A 24,045-nucleotide genomic window follows, 5' to 3' on the forward strand; every position below is an offset into this window, starting at 1 on the left:
GAGCCACCCAAAACTGTGCATTTAAAGGATGAGACTGTTGTTGTTAATTAATGGCGGTTGCGCACTAACTGGTAGCGGCGCGTAATGTATTCAACCGGCGCACTCCAGATATGCACCAGACGGCAGAACGGGAAGATCAGGAACAGTGTCATACCCAGCACCAGGTGCATGCGGAAGATAAAGGCAACCCCTTCCAGATGCTCTGATGCACCCCCCTGAAATGTCACGACAGACTGTGCCCAGCCGACCAGCTTCATCATCTCGCTGCCGTCAGTGTGCTGTGCGGAGAACGGAATGGTGCCCAGTCCCAGAATTACCTGGATCACCAGCAGGGTGATGATCAGGATATCGCCCGCAGATGATGTCGCACGGACGCGCGGGTTGGTCAGACGGCGTTTGAGCAGCAGACCGCCGCCGATCAGCGTCATCACCCCGCAGGTGCCGCCCGCCACCATCGCCAGCATCTGTTTCTGCGCCACAGTGATAAACGGCTCATACATCCAGTGCGGCGTCAGCATGCCGACGAAATGCCCGAAGAAGATACCGAGGATCCCGACGTGGAACAGGTTGGAAGCCAGACGCATCCCTTTTTTATCCAGCATCTGACTGGAACCGGCACGCCAGGTGTATTGTCCGTAGTCATAACGCAGCCAGCTGCCGATGATAAACACCGCGCCCGCGATATACGGATAGATATCAAAGAAAAACGTATTCAGGAAATTCATGGAGTTACTCCTTTCGCCGCAGGGGGAACCGGCGCGTCACCCACCTGAATGTAATTCGGGGCGACACTCTGTGAAAAACGACGCTCATGCTGTGTCAGAACAGAATTGTCACAGCCTTTATCGGCCAGGAATGTCACCTGTTCTTCTTCCCAGACCGCATCCAGTGCAGCCGGGGTGTCATCACGGGCTTCACCGTCCACCTGACGGGTCAGTGAGCTGAGTGTCAGGTCGCTGTCCGCCATGGCCAGCAGCAGGCTGAACAGTTCATGGTAATGACTTTCGCGCTGACGCAGCCGCTCACCGAGCAGGGCGAGGATCGGCGCGATGTCTTTCAGCCCCTGACAGGCCTGTTCCGGCGGCATAACAGAGAGATATTCCAGATAAACCGGCAGGTAATCCGGCAGTTCGCGGCTGCTGAGGGTGATCCCGGCCTGCTCATACTGCTCCAGCAGGGACACCATTGCCTGGCCGCGATCGCGTGACTCACCGTAAACGTGTTCAAACAGCAGCAGAGAGGTGGCCCTGCCGCGATCAAACAGTTCACTGTAGCGTGCCTGGCTGTCGAGCAGCGGCTCAGCGGTCAGTTCAGCGACGAAGTACATCAGTGCGGCGGCCTGAGTCAGGCGCAGCTCGTGCGCCTGTTCAATCTCTGCAATCAGTTCGTCGCGGTGTCCCCAGAGCTCCTCATTCGGGTAATCCAGCAGGCAGCCGATAATTTTTAAGCTGATCATGATGAATGCCTCTCTGAGATTGGTGCATCTGCCGGTGTTTTCTGCGTGATATCAATGGCATCGATACGGCGGCTGTTAAACAGGTTAAATTTGGTATCGCTGCCGTGGCAGCCGTCACCGAAGCTGAATCCGCAGCCGTTGCGCTCAGGGAATGCCTCGCGGGCCAGTTCACGGTGTGATGACGGGATCACAAAGCGATCTTCATAGTTGGCGATAGCCAGATAGCGGTACATTTCCTGTGCCTGGGCTTCTGTCAGACCCACTTCTTCCAGCGCACTGATATCGCGGGTTTTATCCACGGTTTCCGCGCGTTTGTAGTGACGCATGGCCAGCATCCGTTTCAGGGCACGCAGTACCGGCGCGGTATCCCCGGCGGTCAGCAGGTTGGCGAGGTACTGAACCGGGATGCGCAGACTTTCCACATCCGGCAGTACGCCGCTGTGCGGCAGCATACCCGCATCGCTGACAGACTGAATCGGTGACAGAGGCGGCACATACCAGACCATAGGCAGGGTGCGGTATTCCGGGTGCAGCGGCAGAGCAAGTTTCCACTCCATTGCCATTTTGTAGACCGGCGATTTCTGTGCCGCGTCAATCACACTCAGCGGAATGCCGTCTTTCTGCGCCTGGCGGATCACTTCAGGGTCGTTCGGGTCGAGGAAGATCCCGAGCTGACGCTCATACAGATCTTTTTCGTTATCCGCACTGGCCGCTTCTTCAATGCGATCCGCATCATAGAGCAGCACACCGAGGTAACGGATACGGCCCACACAGGTTTCCGAACAGACGGTCGGCTGACCGGCTTCGATACGCGGATAGCAGAAAATACATTTCTCGGATTTGCCACTTTTCCAGTTGAAGTAGATTTTTTTGTACGGACAGCCGGTCAGGCACATACGCCAGCCGCGGCATTTGTCCTGATCGATAAGGACGATGCCGTCTTCCGCACGTTTGTAGATAGCGCCGCTCGGACAGGTCGCGACACAGGCCGGGTTCAGACAGTGTTCACACAGACGCGGCAGATACATCATAAAAGTCTGCTCAAACTGGCCGTACATCTCTTTCTGCATGTCGGCGAAGTTTTTGTCCGCGCTGCGGCGGCTGAACTCACCGCCGAGGTCATCTTCCCAGTTCGGGCCGTTTTCGATTTTTGTCATGCGCTGACCGGTGATCAGTGAGCGCGGACGGGCGGTCGGCAGATTGCCTTCCGGGGCGTTTTTCAGATGATCATAGTCGTAAGTGAACGGCTCATAATAATCATCCAGCTCCGGCTGGTCGGGGTTGGCGAAGATTTTTGACAGCAGGCCGATTTTGTTACCCATACGCGGCACCAGTTTGCCGCGGATGTTTTTGATCCAGCCGCCTTTCCATTTTTCCTGGTCTTCCCAGTTATGCGGGTAGCCCAGGCCGGGTTTGGTTTCGACGTTGTTGAACCACGCGTATTCCACACCTTCGCGGCTGGTCCAGACGTTTTTACAGGTGACAGAGCAGGTATGGCAACCGATACATTTATCCAGGTTCAATACCATGCCGACTTGGGAACGTATCTTCATTATGCTTTCTCCTGCCCGCTCAGGGTCTGTTGATAACCATCCTGCTCACCGTCGAGCCAGTCCACATTTTTCATTTTGCGGACTACCACAAACTCGTCGCGGTTGGAGCCGACAGTGCCGTAATAGTTAAAGCTGTATGCCAGGTGGCTGTAGCCGCCGATCATATGAGTCGGTTTCGGGCAGACACGGGTGACGGAGTTATGAATACCGCCGCGCATACCGGTCACTTCCGATCCCGGCAGGTTAATCTGACGCTCCTGGGCGTGATACATAAAGATCATGCCGTCCGGGATACGCTGGCTGACAATCGCACGGGCAGTCAGTGCGCCGTTGCTGTTGAAAGCTTCGATCCAGTCGTTATCCTCAATGCCCAGCGAGCGGGCATCGTCCTCACTCAGCCATACCACCGGGCCACCACGGCCGAGGGTCAGCATCAGCTGGTTGTCGCTGTAGGTGGAGTGAATACCCCATTTCTGGTGCGGGGTCAGGAAGTTCAGGGCTTTCTCCGGATAACCGTTCGGTTTTGCGCCTAGCAGCGGTTGTGCCGCACGGGTATCCACCGGCGGACGGTACACCACCAGAGACTCACCAAATGCACGCATCCATTCATGATCCTGATACAACTGCTGACGGCCGCTCAGGGTACGCCACGGGATCATCTCGTGAACGTTGGTGTAACCCGCATTATAAGAGACATGCTCATCTTCGAGGCCGGACCAGGTCGGGCTGGAGATGATTTTGCGCGGCTGCGCCACGATGTCGCGGAAGCGGATTTTTTCATCTTCTTTATGGATGGCAAGATGCGTATGGTCGCGGCCGGTCACTTTACCGAGCGCATCCCAGGCTTTCACCGCCACATGGCCGTTGGTTTCCGGTGCCAGTGACAGCACGACTTCTGCCGCATCAATCGCGGTTTCAATTGCCGGGCGACCTTCCGCTGCGCCCTCAGTGCGGGTGCGGTTGAGTTTTTTCAGGAAATCGACTTCTTCCTGAGTATTCCAGCTGATACCTTTCCCGCCGTTGCCGAGTTTATCCATCAGCGGCCCCAGCGAGGTAAAGCGGGCATAGGTGTTCGGATAATCGCGCTCCACCACCATCAGGTGCGGTGCGGTTTTCCCCGGGATCAGGTCACATTCGCCTTTTTTCCAGTCCTTCACATCAAACGGCTGCGCCATTTCGGCAGCGGAGTCATGCTGGATTGGCAGCGTAACAATATCCGTCTCTTTACCCAGGTGGCCCGGGCAGAGTTCAGAGAAGGATTTGGCGATCCCTTTGTAGATTTCCCAGTCGGTTTTGGATTCCCAGGCCGGATCGACCGCAGCGGTCAGCGGATGAATGAACGGATGCATATCCGAGGTGTTCATATCATCTTTTTCATACCAGGTGGCGGTCGGCAGCACGATATCGGAGAACAGACAGGTGCTGGACATGCGGAAATCGAGTGTCACCACCAGATCCACTTTTCCTTCCGGGGCATTATCCACCCATTCCGCTTCTTCCGGTTTCACGCTGCCCTGTTCGCCGAGATCTTTACCCAGCAGACCGTTTTCGGTGCCGAGCAGGTATTTCAGCAGATACTCATGGCCTTTACCGGCGGAACCGAGCAGGTTGGAGCGCCAGATAAACAGGTTACGCGGGAAGTTCTGCGGATTATCCGGCTGTTCCGCCGCAAAGCGGATAGTGCCGCTCTTCAGTGCTTCTGCGGTGTAAGCCTGCGGATCCTGACCGGCTTCTTTTGCTCTCGCCGCGATAGTCAGCGGGTTCACGTTCAGCTGCGGTGCGGACGGCAGCCAGCCCATGCGCTCAGCGCGGATGTTGAAGTCCAGCAGGCTGCCGCTGAAGCGGGATTTATCCGCCAGCGGGGAGAGAAGCTCCTGCGGCTGAACAGTTTCATAACGCCACTGGCTTGAGTGGTTATAGAAGAAAGAGGTGCTGTTCATATGACGCGGTGGGCGTGACCAGTCCAGCCCGAACGCCAGCGGTAACCAGCCGGTCTGCGGACGCAGTTTTTCCTGACCCACATAGTGTGACCAGCCGCCGCCGCTCTGGCCGACGCAGCCGCAGAACACCAGCATATTGATGATGCCGCGGTAGGTCATATCCATGTGATACCAGTGGTTGATACCGGCACCGACGATCACCATTGAACGGCCGTGGGTTTTCTCGGCGTTATCGGCAAACTCACGGGCAATGCGGGAGATGTGATGCTGGCTGACGCCGGTCACTTTCTCTGCCCAGGCTGGGGTATAGGCCTTGATTTCACTGTAATCCGCCGCGCAGTTCACATCGTCCAGGCCGCGATCGATACCGTAGTTGGCGAGGGTTAAATCGAAAACACTCGCCACACGGACTTCACTGCCGTCTGCCAGACGTACCACTTTCACCGGCAGTTTGTGCATCAGCACTTCATCCAGTGCCACACCTTCAAAGAACTCATTTTCAATGCCGCCGAAATACGGAAAAGCGACATCAGCAACTTCATCGTGCTTATCCAGCAGGCTCAGCTGCATGGTGATCTCATCACCGCTCTTGCCGTCACGCGGCTCCAGGTTCCATTTACGGGATTTGTCCCAGCGGAACCCGATAGAGCCCTGTGGTGCCACCAGTTGCTGACTGTTCTCATCAATGGCAATAGTTTTCCACTCAGCATTTTCTTTCTCGCCGAGAGAATCCACCAGATCAGATGCCCGCAGCATACGGCCCGGCACATAGCCGCCTTCCGCACGCGGATCCAGCATCACCAGCATCGGCATATCGCTGTAAGTGCGGACATAACTGGTGAAGTATTCCGCCTGACGCTTCGCGTGGAACTCATTGAGGATCACATGACCCATCGCCAGTGCAACGGCACTGTCTGTACCCTGTTTCGGGTTCAGCCACTGGTCACACAGTTTGGCGATTTCAGCATAATCGGGCGTGATCGCGACAGTTTTGGTACCTTTATAACGAACTTCGGTGAAGAAGTGCGCATCCGGGGTACGGGTCTGCGGGACGTTGGAACCCCAGGCAATCAGATAAGAGGAGTTATACCAGTCTGCTGATTCCGGCACGTCAGTCTGCTCACCCCAGGTTTGCGGGGAGGCCGGCGGTAAGTCGCAGTACCAGTCATAGAAACTCAGGCAGGCACCGCCGATCAGGGATAAATAACGGGCACCGGAAGCATAGGAGACCATCGACATCGCCGGGATCGGCGAGAAGCCGATAATACGGTCAGGGCCGAACTGTTTGGCAGTCACAATATTGGCTGCCGCAATCATTTCATTCACTTCCTGCCAGTCGGAGCGGACAAAACCGCCGCGGCCGCGTGCCTGTTTGTAGCTTTTGGCTTTTGCCTCATCATTAATAATGGATGCCCACGCATCGACCGGATCCGCGTGCTGTGCTTTGGCCTCACGCCACAGTTTGATCAGGCGTTTGCGCACCATCGGATACTTCACGCGGTTTGCGCTGTACAGATACCAGGAATAGCTGGCACCGCGCGGACAGCCGCGCGGCTCATGATCCGGCAGATCAGGACGGGTACGCGGGTAGTCCGTCTGCTGTGTCTCCCAGGTTACCAGCCCGTTTTTCACGTAGATTTTCCAGCTGCATGAACCGGTACAGTTCACGCCGTGGGTGGAACGGACAACTTTGTCATGCTGCCAGCGGCTGCGGTAACCATCTTCCCAGTCGCGGTTGACATTCAGCTCTTGTCCGTGGTCGCCGGAGAAGGTTTCCCCGCGCTGCTTAAAATAACGGAATCTGTCTAAAAACTTGCTCATTCGGTAATCCCCCGATAAGCGCCGGGCGCTCACATTGCTCTGATTATCAGAATTGAATTAATTATTTTTTACGGCCGTATACCAGCCATGTGGTCAGAATGCAGACCACATAAAAGACAACGAACACTTTCATTGCACCGGCAGGTGAGCCGGTCAGTGTCAGTGAAATACCAAAGGCATTCGGGATAAAGAACCCGCCGATAGCGCCGATGGCAGAGATAAAACCGAGTGCGGCAGCACTTTCGGTGATGGCTTCATGCTGGGCTTCTTTTTCGGTACCGCCCTGTGCCAGTACGCGCTCAGTGGTGATTTTGCGGAACACCACCGCAATCATCTGGAAAGTAGAGCCGCTGCCGAGACCGGCAGTGAAAAACAGCACCATAAAGACGCCGAAGAAGGCGGCAAATGAACCGGCATCATTTTTGCCCGGCAGTGTGAAGAACAGCAGGAAGGCAAATACCGCCATCACCACGAAGTTAATAAAGGTTACGCGGATACCGCCGAATTTATCGGAGAGGAAGCCGCCCAGCGGACGGGCCAGCGCACCCAGTAACGGGCCGAAGAAGGCGAATTTCAGGATAACGATATCCGGGAACTGGGTTTTCGACAGCATGGCAAACCCGGCGGAAAATCCGATAAATGAGCCGAACGTGGAGAGATAGAGGAAGCTCAGGATCCACAGATGTTTGCGTTTCAGAACCGGTAGCTGCTCTTTTAACGAGGCTTTGTTGGCAGAGAGGTCGTTCATCCCCAGCCAGGCTGCGGTGGTAAACAGCAGCAGGAACGGCACCCAGATCCACGCGGCATTCTGTAACCACAGCTCAGAGCCGTCCGGCTGGGTCACGCCGGTGCCGCCCATAAAGCTGAACACACCGAATGTCACAATAAATGGTGCGACCAGCTGCATCACACTCACGCCGAGGTTACCCAGCCCGCCGTTGATACCCAGAGCTCCGCCCTGTTTCGCTTTCGGGAAGAAGAAGCTGATATTCCCCATACTGGAGGCAAAGTTTGCCCCGGCGAAGCCGCACAGCAGGGCGATAATCACAAACACCGCATACGGCGTTGACGGGTTCTGCACCGCGAATCCGAGCCACACACACGGCACAATCAGGATCAGGGTACTGAATGCAGTCCAGCGGCGGCCGCCGAAAATCGGAATCACAAAGGAGTAAGGAACGCGCAGGAGTGCCCCGGAAACAGACGGCAGCGCGGTCAGCATAAACAGCTGATCGGTGGTAAAGTTAAAGCCGACTTTCGGGAGATTGACGGCAACGGCGCTGAACAGCATCCACACACAGAATGCCAGTAACAGGCAGGGAACGGAGATCCACAGGTTGCGTGATGCAACCCGGTGCCCGCTCTCTGTCCAGAATTTTTCATCTTCCGGGCGCCAGTCGGTAATGACGCCCGCTGATGCCTTGCCTTCGGAGATCTGAGCCATAATACACCTCAAAATTATGCTGAAATTAAAGGCGTTTTACGTGGGTTATAAGGTGCTGATACTGATCTTAATCAAAGGGTGAACCGATTGATTTTTAAGCGCAAAACCGTCATTCTACTTTAGGGGTACGGTTGTTAATCTGATGAAAATACGTAAAATCAAACGGTTAGTATCATTATGATTAGTGTGGGTTATAACAGCTAATCCCTCAAGGTTTTAAGGGGTACTACTTTGGTGGTAAGTGTTTTTTCGGAGAAATCGGAGAGAATAACCGGTCAGTTCAGAGGAGCATCAGTGCATGCTGAAACACACATCTATTCTTACCCAAATCACCGGTTTTATGGTGCTGCTTACCGTCTTTGCTGTGATTGGCATGGGGCTGACCAATCAGATCACGGAAAGTGTGCAGGGCAATGCGCACGCGATTAATAAATCCGGCACATTGCGGATGCAGAGTTACCGTTTCCTGTCTGAAATCCCCCTGACCGCGCATTCACAGCAGTATCTTGATGATTTCGAATCCGATTTAACCCTGCTGGCCGGAATGAAAGCAGTGAGTCCGGCCAAAATACAGCAGCAGTTTCTCTCTGTGGAACAGACCTGGCGGCAAAAGCTGCGTCCGGCACTGGAAGCGGCGAAACAGCCGGAAGACGCCCGTGCGCTGGTGGCCGCGTTTGTCAGTCAGATTGACAGCCTGGTGTCTGCCATTGACCACCAGACTGAATCCACCATCCGGCTGGTGGCGGCTATCCAGCTGGTCTTTATCGCGCTGATGATTTTACTGCTGCTGTTATCGGCGCGGCATTTCCGCCGCCGGATCCTCCATCCGTGGCAGCGGCTGCTGGCGCAGGCAGATGCGATGGGGCAGGGGAATTTTCAGCCGCGCTTTGCGGATTATGACCACCGCGATGAAATCACCATGATCGGCAATACCCTCAACCGTACGGCAGAGGAACTGTCTGCGCTCTACGGGGAGCTGGAATCTCGGGTGGCGGTCAAAACACAGGATTTACAGGAAAAAAACCAGATGCTGGCCTTCTTATATAAGAGCGGGCAGCGGCTGAATAACACCAATGACCTGACCACTCAGCTGACGGATATTCTGCGTGATCTGCATCAAATCATGCCGGAAGGCGCACTGTGCCTGCGGATTTTTGAGGATAATAACGCCACCCGTTTTACAGAAATCGGTGACTGCGGCTGCGTGCCGTCACAGACACAGGAACAGCTGACCTGGAATCTGAGCGGGCCGATTAACCGTTACGGGGTATTGACGCTTCTGTTACCGGCCGGACAGCAGCTGAACAGTGAGCAGCAGAATATGATGCAGATGCTGAGCAAACAAATTATTTCAGCCTTTGCACTGGCTTATCAGCATGAGCAGCAGCAACAGCTGATTCTGATGGATGAGCGCTCAGTGATTGCCCGCGAACTTCACGATTCTATCGCGCAGTCGTTATCCTGTCTGAAAATTCAGATAAGCTATCTACAGATGCATTCCGCGCAGATCCCGGAAAATTGTGAGACACTGCTGATCGAAATGCGCCAGGAAGTAAACGGTGCTTATCATCAGCTGCGTGAGCTTCTGACCACTTTCCGCCTGAAACTGACTGAGCCCGGGCTGCTTGCCGCGCTACAGAGCACGCTGGAGGAGTTTGAGCAGCGGATGGGTTACCGCATCGGTTTTGATTTTCAGCTCTCCGGGCGCCAGGTCTCCGCGCACCAGACCATTCATGTGGTGCAGATTGTCCGCGAGGCGCTGAGCAACATCCTCCAGCATGCCAATGCGTCGAGGGCGCAGGTAATATGCCGGTCAGAAGACCAGATGATTTATATCAGCGTGGAAGATAACGGGGAAGGGATCCCGGAACATCCGGAAAAAAATAACCATTACGGGTTATCCATCATGCGGGAACGGGCAGCCACACTGCACGGAACCTGCCGGATAACCACACGGGAACAGGGCGGCACTCAGGTGCTGATAAGCTTTCCCGCCAATACAACTATAAGAATAAATGAAGACGATTCAGGAGCAAGGTAAACAATGACGAACAGAATACTTTCGGCCGGAGAGATTATACTCAGTGATCCGGATGAAGCCGCTGACCCGGCCTCTCCCTCCACGATCCTGCTGATAGACGATCACCCGATGCTGCGTAACGGCGTCAGGCAATTAATCAGCATGGAGCCGTCACTGACTGTGGCCGGTGAAGCCGGGAATGGCCGCGACGGCATTGCGCTGGCGGAATCACTCGATCCGGATCTGATTCTGCTGGATCTGAATATGCCGGAAATGAACGGCTTTGAAACCCTGGATATTCTGCGGCGCAAACCGCTCTCCGGCCGGGTGGTGGTGTTCAGTGTGTCCAACTACCGGGAAGATCTGATTACGGCACTGCGCCGCGGGGCGGACGGCTATCTGCTCAAGGATATGGAGCCGGAAGAGCTGCTGGTGGCACTGCGTCAGGCGGCCGCCGGTAAAATGGTGGTCTCCCCGGCACTGACCGAAGTGCTGGCAGGCGCGCTGCGTGAGGTGCGCAGTGATGATGAGCCGGATATCAACAGCCTTACCCCGCGTGAGCGCGATATACTGAAACTGATTGCTCAGGGGCAGCCGAATAAAATGATCGCCCGTAAACTGGATATCACGGAAAGCACGGTAAAAGTGCATGTAAAAAACCTGATGAAAAAAATGAAGGTAAAATCACGGGTGGAAGCAGCGGTATGGGTGTTGCAGAACAAATAGTACCGGTATCTATCCGGCCTCTCTGTATAAAGGAACAGATTATGATTATTGCAGCACACCGCGGCTTTGCCGCCCGTGCACCGGAAAACACGATGGCGGCATTCCGGCAGGCTGCGGAGTTTGGCTGTCTGTGGATTGAAACCGATGTTCAGCTCAGCGCTGACGGCGTTCCGGTGCTGATCCACGATGAAACTGTGAACCGCACCACCAACGGCAGCGGGAAAGTGACGGATCTGACCTTACGCGAACTGCGGGCACTGGATGCCGGGTTATGGGCGGGGGAGGTATACCGGGGGGAAAAAATTCCGCTGCTGACCGACCTGCTGGTGCTGGCGGAAGAATCCGGATTGCATCTGAACCTGGAACTGAAAACCGAGCTGACAGACAGCGACCACGCAATTGCCCGGTTGTGTGAAGCCACCGCAGCAGTACTTGAAATGCAGAATTTCCCGGCAGAGCGGATTCTGTTTTCCGGCTTTGATACCCGCACACTGCGCCATATGCACAAACGGATGCCGCACATCCGGCGCGGACAGCTCTGGGAAAAAATTCCGCCGCAGCCTCTGGCACTGCTTCAGGAGATTGACGCGTTCAGTGTGCATTGCGACTGGCTGTTTCTGCGGGAAGAAACGGCGAAATCGCTGAGAAAGGCCGGTTATCAGATCTTTTGCTATACACCGAATTATCCGGAGCTGGTCGCGCATTATGCGGACTGGGGAGTGGGAATGCTGATAACGGATAACCCTGCAATATACAGGGACGAAAATCGTTTTTCTTAATGCTATATTGCATCAGTATTACACCGGCCTCTTCCGACAGGCCGGTGTTTTTATTTTGACTGGCGAAAATACAAGTTATTGGAGTTATATTTAATAAATCATAATAAAATTCTTTTTATTATTATCAGATGAACAAAAAGAGGATAAAAACTGTAACAAAGTGATACAGGTTTAATCATACAGGGAGTTATCTCAAATATCCTTTTTCTGACACCATCATTACCCATCCTGTTTGTTTTTATATAATGAACTGAAATTACATGACTATTTTCCCTGTTATTACTATTTGTGGTTACTCACAGATAGATTTCACCAATTGTTCTTAAGGCAACGAAAGAGGAATGATTATTTGCATGACTGCTCCGGATTCACTTATTCTTTACCCGATCTGATAGTGATGATTTATCGGTATTATTTTGTTATCAGTGATTTTATTGCTGCTGAATAACCGGGATTAAACTCACTTAATTTGTATTTGGCTGAATAATATCAACTGAAAATAAAAGGCAGTGGCTGGCTTCTTTTCCGATAAAGGATGCAGTAATTAACAGGGATCGTTACCTTTCCGGTCTGATTCTCCGGTGGATATAGTGTGTAATAACGGGATTTTTATGTTTATTACTATCGTTAATTATTCCGGATAAACCTAAAAGGAGTTAAATATCCCGGGTAAATCAGGTTTTGCTATGTGTGATAATAATATATCTCTATTGAAAGAAGTTGGTTTTTTCTTAAAAAGAAGGCGAAAAAGTCAGGGATTAACAGGTTCGGAAGTGGCTGAGAAACTGAATATCAGTCAGCAGCAGATATCCCGCTATGAACGCGGGCTGTCGGTGCTCAGTCCGGATGTCATGCTCAGGTATTGTGCGGCGCTGGGAATGACGGAGCGTGAGATCAGCGAACTTTTCTCCATTATCAGCACCCATTATCAGTCTGTTATTTCCGGACCGGAAGATACAGATGACACTGATAACCCGTAATGCTGACTATCCAACTGTTATGACTCTCCCTTTACGCGTGTATTTAATATCACCAACCTTTTTCTGTCTGATGACATCTGAATGCTGTTAATAATATGTTGCATTAACTTCATATCATCAGCAGGCAGGTGTTTTTATTAAACCTGTAATTTCTCTCTGTAAGAGTTAATTTTATAAATAGGAATGAATGAAAATGATGATTAACAAAAAAGCACTCGTTGTAGCCGGGCTTTCACTGGTTATTTCTGCCTGCTCAACATCACCGGTAAAGAAAAACACGGCAGCAGTTAAAAACCCGCCGGTAAAACAGCAAACCCGTTCCGCGACACCTAATGTGACCGGTAATAACGCGGCACAGGCGTATGTGGGAAGTAAACAAATGGCATCTCAGGGGATTGTTATTGCATCCACCAATAACGCCTGTGTGGACGGATTTAATTTTCTTAAAGGCGTAAATCAGGCTGAATTTAATGATTTCTCATCAAGCTACGGACGTATTAATCAGAACTATACCTTCTTAAACGTCAATAAAGAGATTATGGATAAAGACTCCCGTGAAGTGTTATCCATGACACTGAATAAAAAACTGGACACCTTATGTACCAAAGTTCAGTACGCAGGTTTCATTGGTGTGAAGGATAAAATAAAAGCACTTTCTGATATTTAATTTTTTTTTGGATTTTTAATCTTATTTCGGGGATGTATTCATGCCTGTGACTTCGTATTACTCAAAAACAAAGAGGGTAACAGCCTATCTGTTACTCTTTTTGCAGTTATTTTTTCCGGTGTCGACGGCAACATTATCTGTTGCCTACGCGGCAGAACATGACAATGAATTAATCATGTCAGAAACATTTGACGGACTTAATGCATTGATGGATACATCTCCGAGTCCGGCTCCGCCTCCGAAACCACAGGGCGGAAAAACCGCTTCCGGCAGCACTCTGAGCGGTGAGGGATTTACCGTTGAGATGCCGTCCGGCAGTGAATACGGCGTGATGCCGGCTGGTTCGGACAGTGGCTTTATCTCCGGACAGAACGGCATGCCGTTCCCGATGAGTGTCAGCACGCTGCCTGACCCGGCGAACCCGGCACCGCGCGATAATACCGTGCGGACCGATGATATCTTCAGTGCCTTGCCGACCCTCGGTCTGCCGGATATTTCTCCGGAAGATGAAGCGGCACAGAATGAAGCCCGTCTGGCGGGTAACGCCTCACAGGCCGGGCAGATCCTCTCCAGTGAGGATGCGGTGGATGCATCTCTCGGCTATGTGCGCGGTATCGGTGAAAACCTGCTTAACCAGCAGGTGAATGACTGGCTGAACCAGGTGGGCCACGCCCGTATTCAGTTCGGCAGCAATAAAACCGGTGATGCGGATGTACTGGTCCCGTTAGTTGATAATCCGAACAGCCTGTTCTTCTCACAGATCGGGCTTCGCGCTAATGAAGAACGTACTACCACCAACCTCGGTCTGGGTTACCGTCAGTATGAAGACGGCTGGATGTGGGGGGTTAACAGCTTTTATGACTACGATATCACCGGCAGTAACTCGCGGGTTGGTGTCGGCGGTGAGTTATGGGCCAATTACCTGAAGTTTGCGGCTAACGGCTACTTCAGGGTAACAGACTGGCACCAGTCAAAACTGCACGAAATGCGCGATTACGATGAACGCCCGGCTAACGGGTTTGATATCCGTGCGGAGGGCTATCTGCCTGATTATCCGCAGTTAGGTGCATTTGCAAAATATGAACAGTACTTCGGTGACGGCGTCAGCCTGGCCAGTACCACCTCTTCCGGTGAGCTGAAAAGTAACCCGTCGGTCTCCACTATCGGGCTCAGTTACACCCCGTTCCCGCTGATCACGTTTAAAGGTCAGACATCCCGTGGTGATTCCAACGACAGCCAGATTGGTATGGAGCTTTCCTACCGTTTCGGCGTACCTCTGTCACAGCAGCTGGATACCGACAATGTTGATCTGATGCGTAACCTGGCGGGTAACCGTTACGACTTCGTCGACAGAAACTACAACATCGTGATGCAGTACCGTAAGCAGGAACTGCTGCGGATTGCCCTGCCGCCGACACTCAACGGTGAAGCGGCACAGACACTGCCGGTGACGGTCAGTGTGCTGAAAGCCAAATACGGTCTGAAATCTCTGCGCTGGTCAGCGCCTGAACTGCTGGCAAACGGCGGTGAAATCAAACAGACCGGGCTGACCACAGCAGATATTACGCTGCCGGAATATATTTTTATGGATCGTAACGGCGGGCCGCAGGGCTACCGTGTGACCGCTGTCGGTGAAGATAACGAGGGTAACCCGTCCAACACCGCAGAAATGTGGGTGAATGTTATTCCGTCAGTGGAAACCATCACCAAACTGACCGTCACGCCGAACCAATCCTTAATCGCCAACAACAGTGACCAGTTTACCGCTGTGGCGCTGTTACAGAATGACAAGGGCGAAGTGCTGCCGAATAAAGCAGTGACTTTCAGCGTTTCCGGTCTGAAAAATCCGGAAGGCGTGACCATTTATGATGCGGACGGCAACAGCGGCCAGACACTGACCGTGATCTCCGGGCCGGACGGCACGGCAACCGTGAAAATTATCAGTAAATCCGCCGGTAAAGGATTGCTGAAAGCCAAAATGCGTAACGGTAACAGCCGTACCGAAGCAATCACCTATATTGCTGATATCAATACAGCAAAAATTAAAACCCTTGAATTAACCAATAACAAAGCAGTGGCTGACGGCCAGGCGAAAAACATCGCTGTGGCAACGGTGACTGACCAGTTCGATAACCTGGTGGAAAACTTCCCGTTAACGTCCAGAGCGGATAACGGTGCGACAGTCGCGGATCCGAACCAGCAGACTGACAGCAACGGCCAGGTCACTATCCGGTTCAGCAGTGAAACGGCCGGGGATTCCAAACTGGTGGTTGAGGGAACAGGTACCTCGAAGAGTGTGACAGCACAGTTTATCGCGGATATCAGTACCGCGAAGATTCAGAGTGTTGTGGTAACTCAGGATAATTCGGCGGCGGATGGTAAAGCGAAGAACAGTGTTCTGGTAACCGTCACTGATAACCGCAACAACCCGATCGCCGGTGCACCGGTGACAATCAAAGTACCGGGAACTGCCGGTTATCTGACTCAGCCTGCCGGTGGTCTGACAGACAGTAATGGTCAGTTGCGGGTGAATATCACCAATACCAAAGCGGGTCAGGATAACTATACCTTCAGTATCAATGACAGCCGTGAAACTGCGGTTCTGACCTTTGTTCCGGATCTGTCCACCGCAACCATCACGTCCCTGATCAGTGACAAGAAAGCCATTATTGCTGACGGTACTGAGCAGGCGATGCTGACCGTGACGGTGAAAGATGCCTTTAATAACGTGATCCCGGGTAATACCGTTAACCTGACAACCACACTCGGCCAGCTTAGTGATCAGAATGTCGTTACCGGCAGCAACGGTGAGGCAACCTTTACACTGACCGGTACCCGTGTGGGTGATGCGACTGTCCGTGCGATCAACGCCACAGACGCAGCCGGTAAAACCACCGTTGTCCGTATCACACCTGATAACAGCTCGATGGCTGTCCGCAGTGTGCTGTTAAACGGTGATCAGACAACCAAAGTTGCCAACGGTACAGATAACTTCACCTATACCGTCCTGGTTCAGGATAATAATGGTAACCCGATCCAGGGTGTCCCGGTTACTGCATCCGCAGATAATCCGGCAGCAGTTGTACTGGTAACAGGCACTACCAATGCGGAAGGTAAAATCACCATTACCTTAGCCGGTACCAATAAAGCGATGGACAATGTTCTTGTCAGCGCGGCGCTGGACGGCGGGGTAAGTGTGGATGCGGATAAGAGTGTTAACTTTATCTATAACATCGACACCGCGAAGGTCAGTAAAGTCACGCTGAACGGCGATGTCACTCAGAAAGTGGCTGATGGTCTCAGCAGCTTTACCTATACCGCGCAGTTGGTGGATGGTAATGGTAACCCGATCCGTCAGGCAGATCTGGATGTGAAGTGGACGCAGAACAAAGGCAGCGATGTGGTGCTGTCGGCGGAAACCAGCAAAACCAACGCAGACGGTGTGGCGACTATCACTCTGATCTCCACCACCAAAGTGGCGGATAACATCCGTGTCAGTGCGCAGTATGCCGGTACGCCGGTTATTCAGGCGGATAAAGCCGTCAGCTTTATTTATAACGTTGCCTCAGCCAGAGTCAGCAAGGTGGAACTGAACGGCAGTGTGACTGAAAAAGTCGCCGATGGCCTCAGCAGCTTTACCTACACGGCACAACTGGTGGATGAGAACAACAACCCGATCCGTCAGGCGGATCTGGATGTGAAATGGACGCAGGACAAAGGCAGTGATGTGGTGCTGTCAGCCGCAACCAGTAAAACGGATGCGGACGGTAAAGCCGTGATTACTCTGACGTCGACCAAAAAAGCAGCGGAGAATATCCGTGTCAGTGCACAGTACGCAGAAACGGCTGTGGTACCGGCAAACAAAACTGTCAGCTTTATCTTCAACATTAATATGGCCAAAGTCGGCACTGTGGAGCTGAATGGCGCTGTCACGGAGAAAGTGGCAGACGGCACCAGCAGCTTTACCTATACCGCACAGTTGGTGGACAGCAACGGTAACCCTGTCCGCAAAGCAAACCTGGATGTGAAATGGACCCAGGATAAAGGTGCGGCGGTAAAACTGTCCTCCGTTGTCAGTAAAACTGATGCCGATGGTAAAGCGACTATCACGCTGATTTCGACCACCACGGCGGTGGACGATGTCCGTGTCAGCGCGCAGTACCAGGAAACGGCAGTCGTGCCGGCGGATAAAACCGTCAGCTTTATCTATAACATTGCCTCAGCCAAAGTCGGTTCCGTGACTCTGGAAGGCGATGTGGTACAGAAAGTGGCGGATGGTGTCAGCTTCTTTACCTATACCGCGCAACTGGTGGACGGCAACGGGAACCCGGTTCGTCAGGCCGATCTGGTGGTGAACTGGAGCCAGGATAAAGGGACGGATGTTGCTCTGTCGGCCACAACCAGTAAAACGGATGCCACCGGTAAAGCAACCATCACTCTGACTTCCACCAAAAAAGCCGTGGATGATGTCCGCGTCAGTGCGCAGTACGCAAGTACCGCCAAAGTGGATGCGAATAAGCTGATCAGCTTTATCTTTGAACTGACCTCCGCCAAAGTCGGTACAGTTACCCTCAACGGTGATGTGACGGAAAAAGTTGCTGACGGTGTGAACGCCTTTACCTACACCGCACAACTGGTGGACGGCAACGGTAACCCGATCCGTCAGGCCGGTCTGGATATTAAGTGGACGCAGGATAAAGGCAATGATGTGACGTTGTCTGCTGTCAGCAGTAAAACCAACACGGATGGTCAGGCCACAGTCACACTGACGTCGACTACAAAAGCGGTGGATGATGTCCGTGTCAGCGGGCAGTACGAAAGTACCGCCAAAGCGGCAGCGGATAAAACGGTCAGCTTTATCTATAACGTTAATCTGGCCAAAGTCAGCACTGTGACCCTTGACGACGCTGTTATTGAAAAAGTGGCGGATGGTGTGAATACCTTCACTTACACCGCGCAACTGGTGGACGGCAATGGTAACTCGGTCCGTCAGGCCGGTCTGGATGTGAAATGGACGCAGGACAAAGGTAATGATGTCGTGCTGTCTTCGGCAACCAGTCAGACCAATGCCGATGGTAAAGCGACCATCACCCTGAAATCCACCACAAAAGCCGTCGATAACGTTACGGTTAAAGCACAGTACAAAGAAACGGCTGAGGTTGCTGCGGATAAGACGGTCAGCTTTATCTATGAACTGAGTTCAGCCAAAGTCGGTACCGTGAAACTGGACGGCACTGTCACGCAGAAAATCGCGGATGGCACCAGCTTCTTTACCTATACCGCACAGGTTGTGGACGGTAATGGTAACCCGGTCCGTAAAGCGGATCTGGTGGTGAACTGGACGCAGAACAAAGGTAACGATGTTGCTCTGTCGGCCACAACCAGTAAAACCCGTGCTGATGGTACAGCCACTATCACGCTGAAATCGACAACCACTGCGGTGGATAATGTCACCGTCAGCGGGCAGTACGAAAGTACAGCTGCTGTGGCGGCGGACAGAAATGTCAGCTTTACCTATGAACTGACTTCAGCCAAAGTCGGTACCGTGACCCTGGACGGCGATGTGGTGCAGAAAGTGGCAGATGGCGTCAATGCGTTCACCTACACCGCACAGCTGGTGGACGGTAACGGTAACCCGATCCGTCAGGCAGATCTGGTGGTGAACTGGACGCAGGACAAAGGCAATGCAGTCGTGCTGTCAGCGACAAGCAGTAAAACGGATGCCACCGGTAAAGCCACTGTCACACTGACATCGACCACAACTGCCGTTGATAACGTTACAGTGAGTGCACAGTACGAAGATACCGCGAAAGTGGCAGCGAATAAGGCCGTCAGCTTTATCTTTGAACTGACGTCAGCCAAAGTGGGCACCGTGACCCTGGAAGGCGATGTGGTACAGAAAGTGGCGGATGGTGTGAATGCCTTCACTTATACCGCACAGCTGGTTGACGGCAATGGTAACCCAGTTCGTCAGGCGGATCTGGTGGTGAACTGGACGCAGGACAAAGGTAATGATGTGGCGCTGTCGGCGACAACCAGTAAAACGGATGCCACCGGTAAAGCCACTATCACCCTGACCTCCACCAAAAAAGCAGTGGATGATGTACTCGTCAGTGCACAGTATGCCGGTACAGCCAAAGTGGATGCCAATAAGCTGGTCAGCTTTATCTATGAGCTGAGTTCAGCCAAAGTCGGTACCGTGAAGCTGGACGGCGATGTGGTACAGAAAGTGGCGGATGGTGTGAATAACTTCACCTATACCGCGCAACTGGTCGATACCAACGGTAACCCGATCCGTCAGGCGGATCTGGTGGTGAAATGGACACAGGATAAGGGCAATGATGTCGTGTTGTCTGCTGAGACCAGTAAAACCAATGCGGACGGTAAAGCAACCATCACGCTGACCTCGACCACCAAAGCCGTTGATACCATCACCGTGAGTGCGCAGTATGAAAGCACCGCGAAAGTGGCGGCGGATAAGACGGTCAGCTTTATCTATAACCTGACATCCGCACACGTCAGTACTGTGACGCTGAAAGATGATGTAACAGAGAAAATTGCCGATGGTGTGAATACCTTTACCTACACTGCACAACTGGTGGATGGCAATGGTAACCCTGTCCGTCAGGCAAATCTGGATGTGAAATGGACGCAGGACAAAGGCAGTGATGTCACGCTGTCAGCGGCAACCACTAAAACGGATGTCAACGGTCAGGCGACGGTCACCCTGAAATCAACCACCAAAGCGGTGGATACCATCACGGTGAAAGCGCAGTACAAGGAAACCACCGAAGTTGCGGCGAATAAGACTGTCAGCTTTATCTATAACATGGCGTCAGCCAAAGTCGGTACGGTGAAACTGACCGGTGATGTGGTGCAGAAAATTGCTGATGGGGCAAATAACTATACCTTCACGGCGCAGTTAGTTGATAACAATGGTAACCCGATCCGTCAGGCTGATCTGGTGGTGAAATGGACGCAGGATAAGGGCAATGATGTTGCGCTGTCGGCCACAACCAGTAAAACGGATGCGGACGGTAAGGCTGTTATCACCCTGACCTCCACCAAAAAAGCCGTTGATACCATCACCGTGAGTGCGCAGTACGAAAGCACGCCGGTTGTGGCAGCCGATAAGACGGTCAGCTTTATCTATGACCTGGCGTCAGCGCATGTCAGTACGGTCGCGCTGGGCGGTACAGTGACAGAAAAAGTCGCGGATGGCGTGAGTTACTTCACTTACACCGCACAACTGGTGGATGTGAATAACAACCCGATCCGTAAAGCAGACCTGGATGTGAAATGGACGCAGGATAAAGGTACGGATGTGACGCTGTCGGATGTAACCAGCAAAACGGATGCCACCGGTAAAGCGACGATTACCCTGACTTCCACCACAAAAGCGGTCGATACCATTACCGTGAGTGCGCAGTATGAAAGCACCGCGAAAGTGGCAGCGAATAAAACCGTCAGCTTTATCTATAACCTGACATCCGCACACGTCAGTACTGTGACGCTGAAAGATGGTGTGATTGAGAAAATTGCCGATGGCGTGAATACCTTTACCTACACTGCACAACTGGTGGACGGTAACGGTAACCCTGTCCGTCAGGCAAATCTGGATGTGAAATGGACGCAGGACAAAGGCAGTGATGTCACACTGTCAGCGGCAACCACTAAAACGGATGCTGACGGTCAGGCGACTGTCACCCTGAAGTCAACCAAAAAAGCGGTGGATACCATCACCGTGAAAGCTCAGTATCTGGATACCACCGAAGTTGCGGCAGACAAGACGGTCAGCTTTATCTATGACCTGGCGTCAGCCAAAATCGGTACCGTGAAACTGACTGGTGATGTGGTACAGAAGGTGGCCGATGGTGCGAACAACTTCACCTACACCGCTCAGGTGGTGGATGCTAACAACAACCCGGTACGCAAAGCGGACCTGGTGGTGAAATGGACGCAGGATAAAGGTAACGATGTCGCGTTGTCAGCAGCGACCAGTAAAACGGATGCTGAGGGCCGGGCAACCATCACCCTGGTTTCCACCACAACAGCGGTCGATACCATTACGGTGAGTGCACAGTACGAAAGTACGCCGGTTGTGGCAGCCGATAAGACGGTCAGCTTTATCCATGACCTGACGTCAGCGCATGTCAGCACAGTGACCCTGGATGGTGATCTGGTTGAGAAAGTGGCAAACGGCACCAACAACTTTACCTATACCGCGCAGTTAACGGACAGCAACGGCAACCCGATACGCCAGGCGAATCTGGATGTGAAATGGACGCAGGATAAAGGTACGGATGTTGTGCTGTCAGCGACAACCAGTAAAACGGATGCTGAGGGCCGGGCAGTTATCACGCTGAAATCGACGACCAAAGTGGTTAAAGATATCACTGTGAAGGCTCAGTATGCTTCGACTGCTGAAGTGGCAGCCAATAAGACGGTCAGCTTTACTTATGACCTGGCATCAGCGCACATCGGTAAGGTAACGCTGGATGGTGATCTGATTGAGAAAGTGGCAAACGGCACCAACATCTTTACCTATACCGCACAGCTGGTGGATGCCAATAACAACCCGGTCACACAGGCGGATCTGGATGTGAAATGGACACAGGATAAAGGCAGTAATGTCATCCTGTCAGCGGCAACCAGTAAAACGGATGCGACCGGTAAAGCGGTTATCACGCTGAAATCGACCACCAAAGCGGCTTATGATATCAGTGTCAGTGCTCAGTACCTTGAGACCGCACAGACTGCGGCTGACAAAACCGTCAGCTTCACAGCGGATCTCGCAACGGCGCACATTGCATCGGTCAATCTGAAAGGGGAAGTCACCCGTAAAGTGGCCAACGGGACAAATACCTTTATATTTGTTGCCACGGTACTTGACGGGAACGATAACCCGGTAAGGGATGTCGCGCTCACCTGGGAGGGCAGTGCACCAACAACCACAACACTGACCGCGGCTGCGCCGAAGACGGGTGTTGACGGAACGGTGGAAGCCACACTGACGAGTTCGATGACACCAACGTATGACATTGTTGTTTCGGCCAAAATGGACGGACAGAACAAGGTTAATGCAAATCTGACCGTGTCTTTTGAAGAGTTGTTCAAGAGTACAATCACCGTTGTGGATGCCGGTAAAACAGGTACCGTGGTTATTCCGGGAGCGAGAATTGAAATCTATTCCGAGAATAAAGGTGAAAAACTGGTTGATGAGCTGACACCGTCCAGCGGTAAGATTCAGGTTGAACTGGTGGCAGGACGGTATGCGATTGTTATTACGAAAGATGGCTTCAGAACCTATGATGATTTCATTGAGATTCGCTCAGGTCTCGATCTTAATTACCAGTACGGTCTGATCCAGATGGGTAATAATGATGCCAAGATTATTGTCCAGTGGCTGGAAAATAATCCGAAGGATCCGGATGCCTATATTAAAGTGCCTGACGGAACGGTGGTCTTCCGTGGTAAGAAAGATTATGACGGGGTACATCTCGACAGGGATAACACATCCGCTCCGGGTCTTGAAACGATTACCATCGAGAAGTTTAAGCCGGGCACCTATACCTATGCTCTGGAATGCTACAATTGTACCTGGTCAAACTTTAATAATACCGATACAAAAGTATCAGTACATATTAATGACCGTGTAACGCTGGCATCGGGAACCGCACCTGATACTTATGTTGAATCTCCGCGGAATGCCTCAGGTACGAGCACCAAATTCTGGCGTGTACTTGAAGTTAATGTGGACAGCAATAACGTGGTCAGTGTGAGACTGTTGCAGACATACTCCTCTGCCATGTAACGCAGAAGATTGGTAATGATAAAATAAGCCGTTCAGACCACAGGATAATACGTGATCTGTATCTCATAATCTGATACGACGGTAATATAAGGAAAAGCTCCGGTATGACAGCCGGAGCTTTTTATTTTGTGTGAACAGAGGAATAACATTGGTATCAGCGAAGCAGGTGTGAGCAATCCCGGTGAGCATATAGTATTTCAGATATTCAGATAGTTTTTCCCGGCAGATATACATTTATTCAGAGCAGCAGATTTATATCAGATGATAATACTGGGTGACGGGATTTAATAAGTGAAATACGCGTTTTTATACTACTAATCCGGAATGGAATACCACGGATAATGATAGTTACCAACGCAATAATTTGTTAATAATTAGTGTGTTACAATGGTGTTTTTGTGAAAAAACATAATGAATGTGTAACAGAGTGCTTCAAACGTAATCGCGAGAAGAGTGGGGGGAATATTTAGGATAAATCGTATTTATTGTGTAAAAACAGTCACTTCAATTTAACTTACTGATGTAATTAGTAAATTTGACTTATTATGCTATTTTTTGGGTATGAATAAATTTTTATTGATAGGTTTAATCTATTGTTCGATTTGAATGGAGAGGTGAATAAAAATTTGCACACACCGCCATAAGTCATTTACTCTTTACATGAAAATAAAATAACTTATATAAAGAAGGTTATTAACGATAACAGGTAAATGGCGACAAAATGATCTTCGCGATCGTCTTGTAATACCAATTTTCCCGGCGATAAGAAAAAGAAATACAGCTGACATATCAGTGACGATAATGTTTATCCGTACACAGGATAGCAGAGAGCATTAATCTCTGCC

Annotated in this window: 11 protein-coding genes; 6 read left to right on the forward strand and 5 right to left on the reverse strand. The window is 51.9% G+C overall.

All coding sequences use genetic code 11. The features are described 5' to 3' along the window. Positions 1–47: 47 nt before the first annotated feature. From narI to X965_RS10935, 5 genes are all read right to left on the reverse strand, one after another. A complete protein-coding gene (narI, locus tag X965_RS10915; RefSeq protein WP_004234733.1) occupies positions 48–725 on the reverse strand; it encodes a respiratory nitrate reductase subunit gamma in 678 nt (225 codons plus the stop codon). Next, on the reverse strand, positions 722–1,456 hold the full coding sequence (narJ, locus tag X965_RS10920; protein WP_004241166.1) for a nitrate reductase molybdenum cofactor assembly chaperone: 735 nt from the start codon (positions 1,454–1,456) through the stop codon (positions 722–724). Before narJ ends, narI begins: the two co-directional genes overlap by 4 nt. After that, the gene (narH, locus tag X965_RS10925) at positions 1,453–3,009 is read right to left on the reverse strand and encodes a nitrate reductase subunit beta (RefSeq protein ID WP_004241167.1); all 1,557 of its coding nucleotides are present in this window, start codon (positions 3,007–3,009) and stop codon (positions 1,453–1,455) included. Before narH ends, narJ begins: the two co-directional genes overlap by 4 nt. Then, complete coding sequence (locus X965_RS10930; RefSeq protein WP_036418082.1) at positions 3,009–6,770, reverse strand: nitrate reductase subunit alpha; 3,762 nt, start codon at positions 6,768–6,770, stop codon at positions 3,009–3,011. The genes narH and X965_RS10930 overlap by 1 nt, the downstream gene beginning before the upstream one ends. Before the next feature lie 61 nt (positions 6,771–6,831). Then, a complete protein-coding gene (locus X965_RS10935) occupies positions 6,832–8,214 on the reverse strand; it encodes a NarK family nitrate/nitrite MFS transporter (RefSeq protein ID WP_004234739.1) in 1,383 nt (460 codons plus the stop codon). Positions 8,215–8,512: 298 nt separating this feature from the next. Between X965_RS10935 and narX the strand changes: the two genes are divergently transcribed. From narX to X965_RS10965, 6 genes are all read left to right on the forward strand, one after another. Beyond that, a complete protein-coding gene (gene narX / locus X965_RS10940) occupies positions 8,513–10,255 on the forward strand; it encodes a nitrate/nitrite two-component system sensor histidine kinase NarX (protein ID WP_036418084.1) in 1,743 nt (580 codons plus the stop codon). Between the two features lie 3 nt (positions 10,256–10,258). Next, complete coding sequence (narL, locus tag X965_RS10945; protein ID WP_004234744.1) at positions 10,259–10,960, forward strand: two-component system response regulator NarL; 702 nt, start codon at positions 10,259–10,261, stop codon at positions 10,958–10,960. 41 nt (positions 10,961–11,001) lie between these two features. Next, a complete protein-coding gene (locus tag X965_RS10950; RefSeq protein ID WP_004234746.1) occupies positions 11,002–11,739 on the forward strand; it encodes a glycerophosphodiester phosphodiesterase family protein in 738 nt (245 codons plus the stop codon). Positions 11,740–12,512: 773 nt separating this feature from the next. After that, the gene (locus tag X965_RS10955; protein WP_051456253.1) at positions 12,513–12,719 is read left to right on the forward strand and encodes a helix-turn-helix transcriptional regulator; all 207 of its coding nucleotides are present in this window, start codon (positions 12,513–12,515) and stop codon (positions 12,717–12,719) included. Between the two features lie 193 nt (positions 12,720–12,912). After that, entirely contained in the window at positions 12,913–13,386 is a 474-nt protein-coding gene (locus tag X965_RS10960; RefSeq protein WP_015422280.1) for a hypothetical protein, read from the forward strand. A 175-nt stretch (positions 13,387–13,561) separates the two neighbouring features. Beyond that, on the forward strand, positions 13,562–23,200 hold the full coding sequence (locus tag X965_RS10965) for an Ig-like domain-containing protein (protein ID WP_172794091.1): 9,639 nt from the start codon (positions 13,562–13,564) through the stop codon (positions 23,198–23,200). Positions 23,201–24,045 lie beyond the last annotated feature (845 nt).

Source organism: Morganella sp. EGD-HP17, from assembly GCF_000512315.2.
Lineage (GTDB): Bacteria > Pseudomonadota > Gammaproteobacteria > Enterobacterales > Enterobacteriaceae > Morganella > Morganella morganii.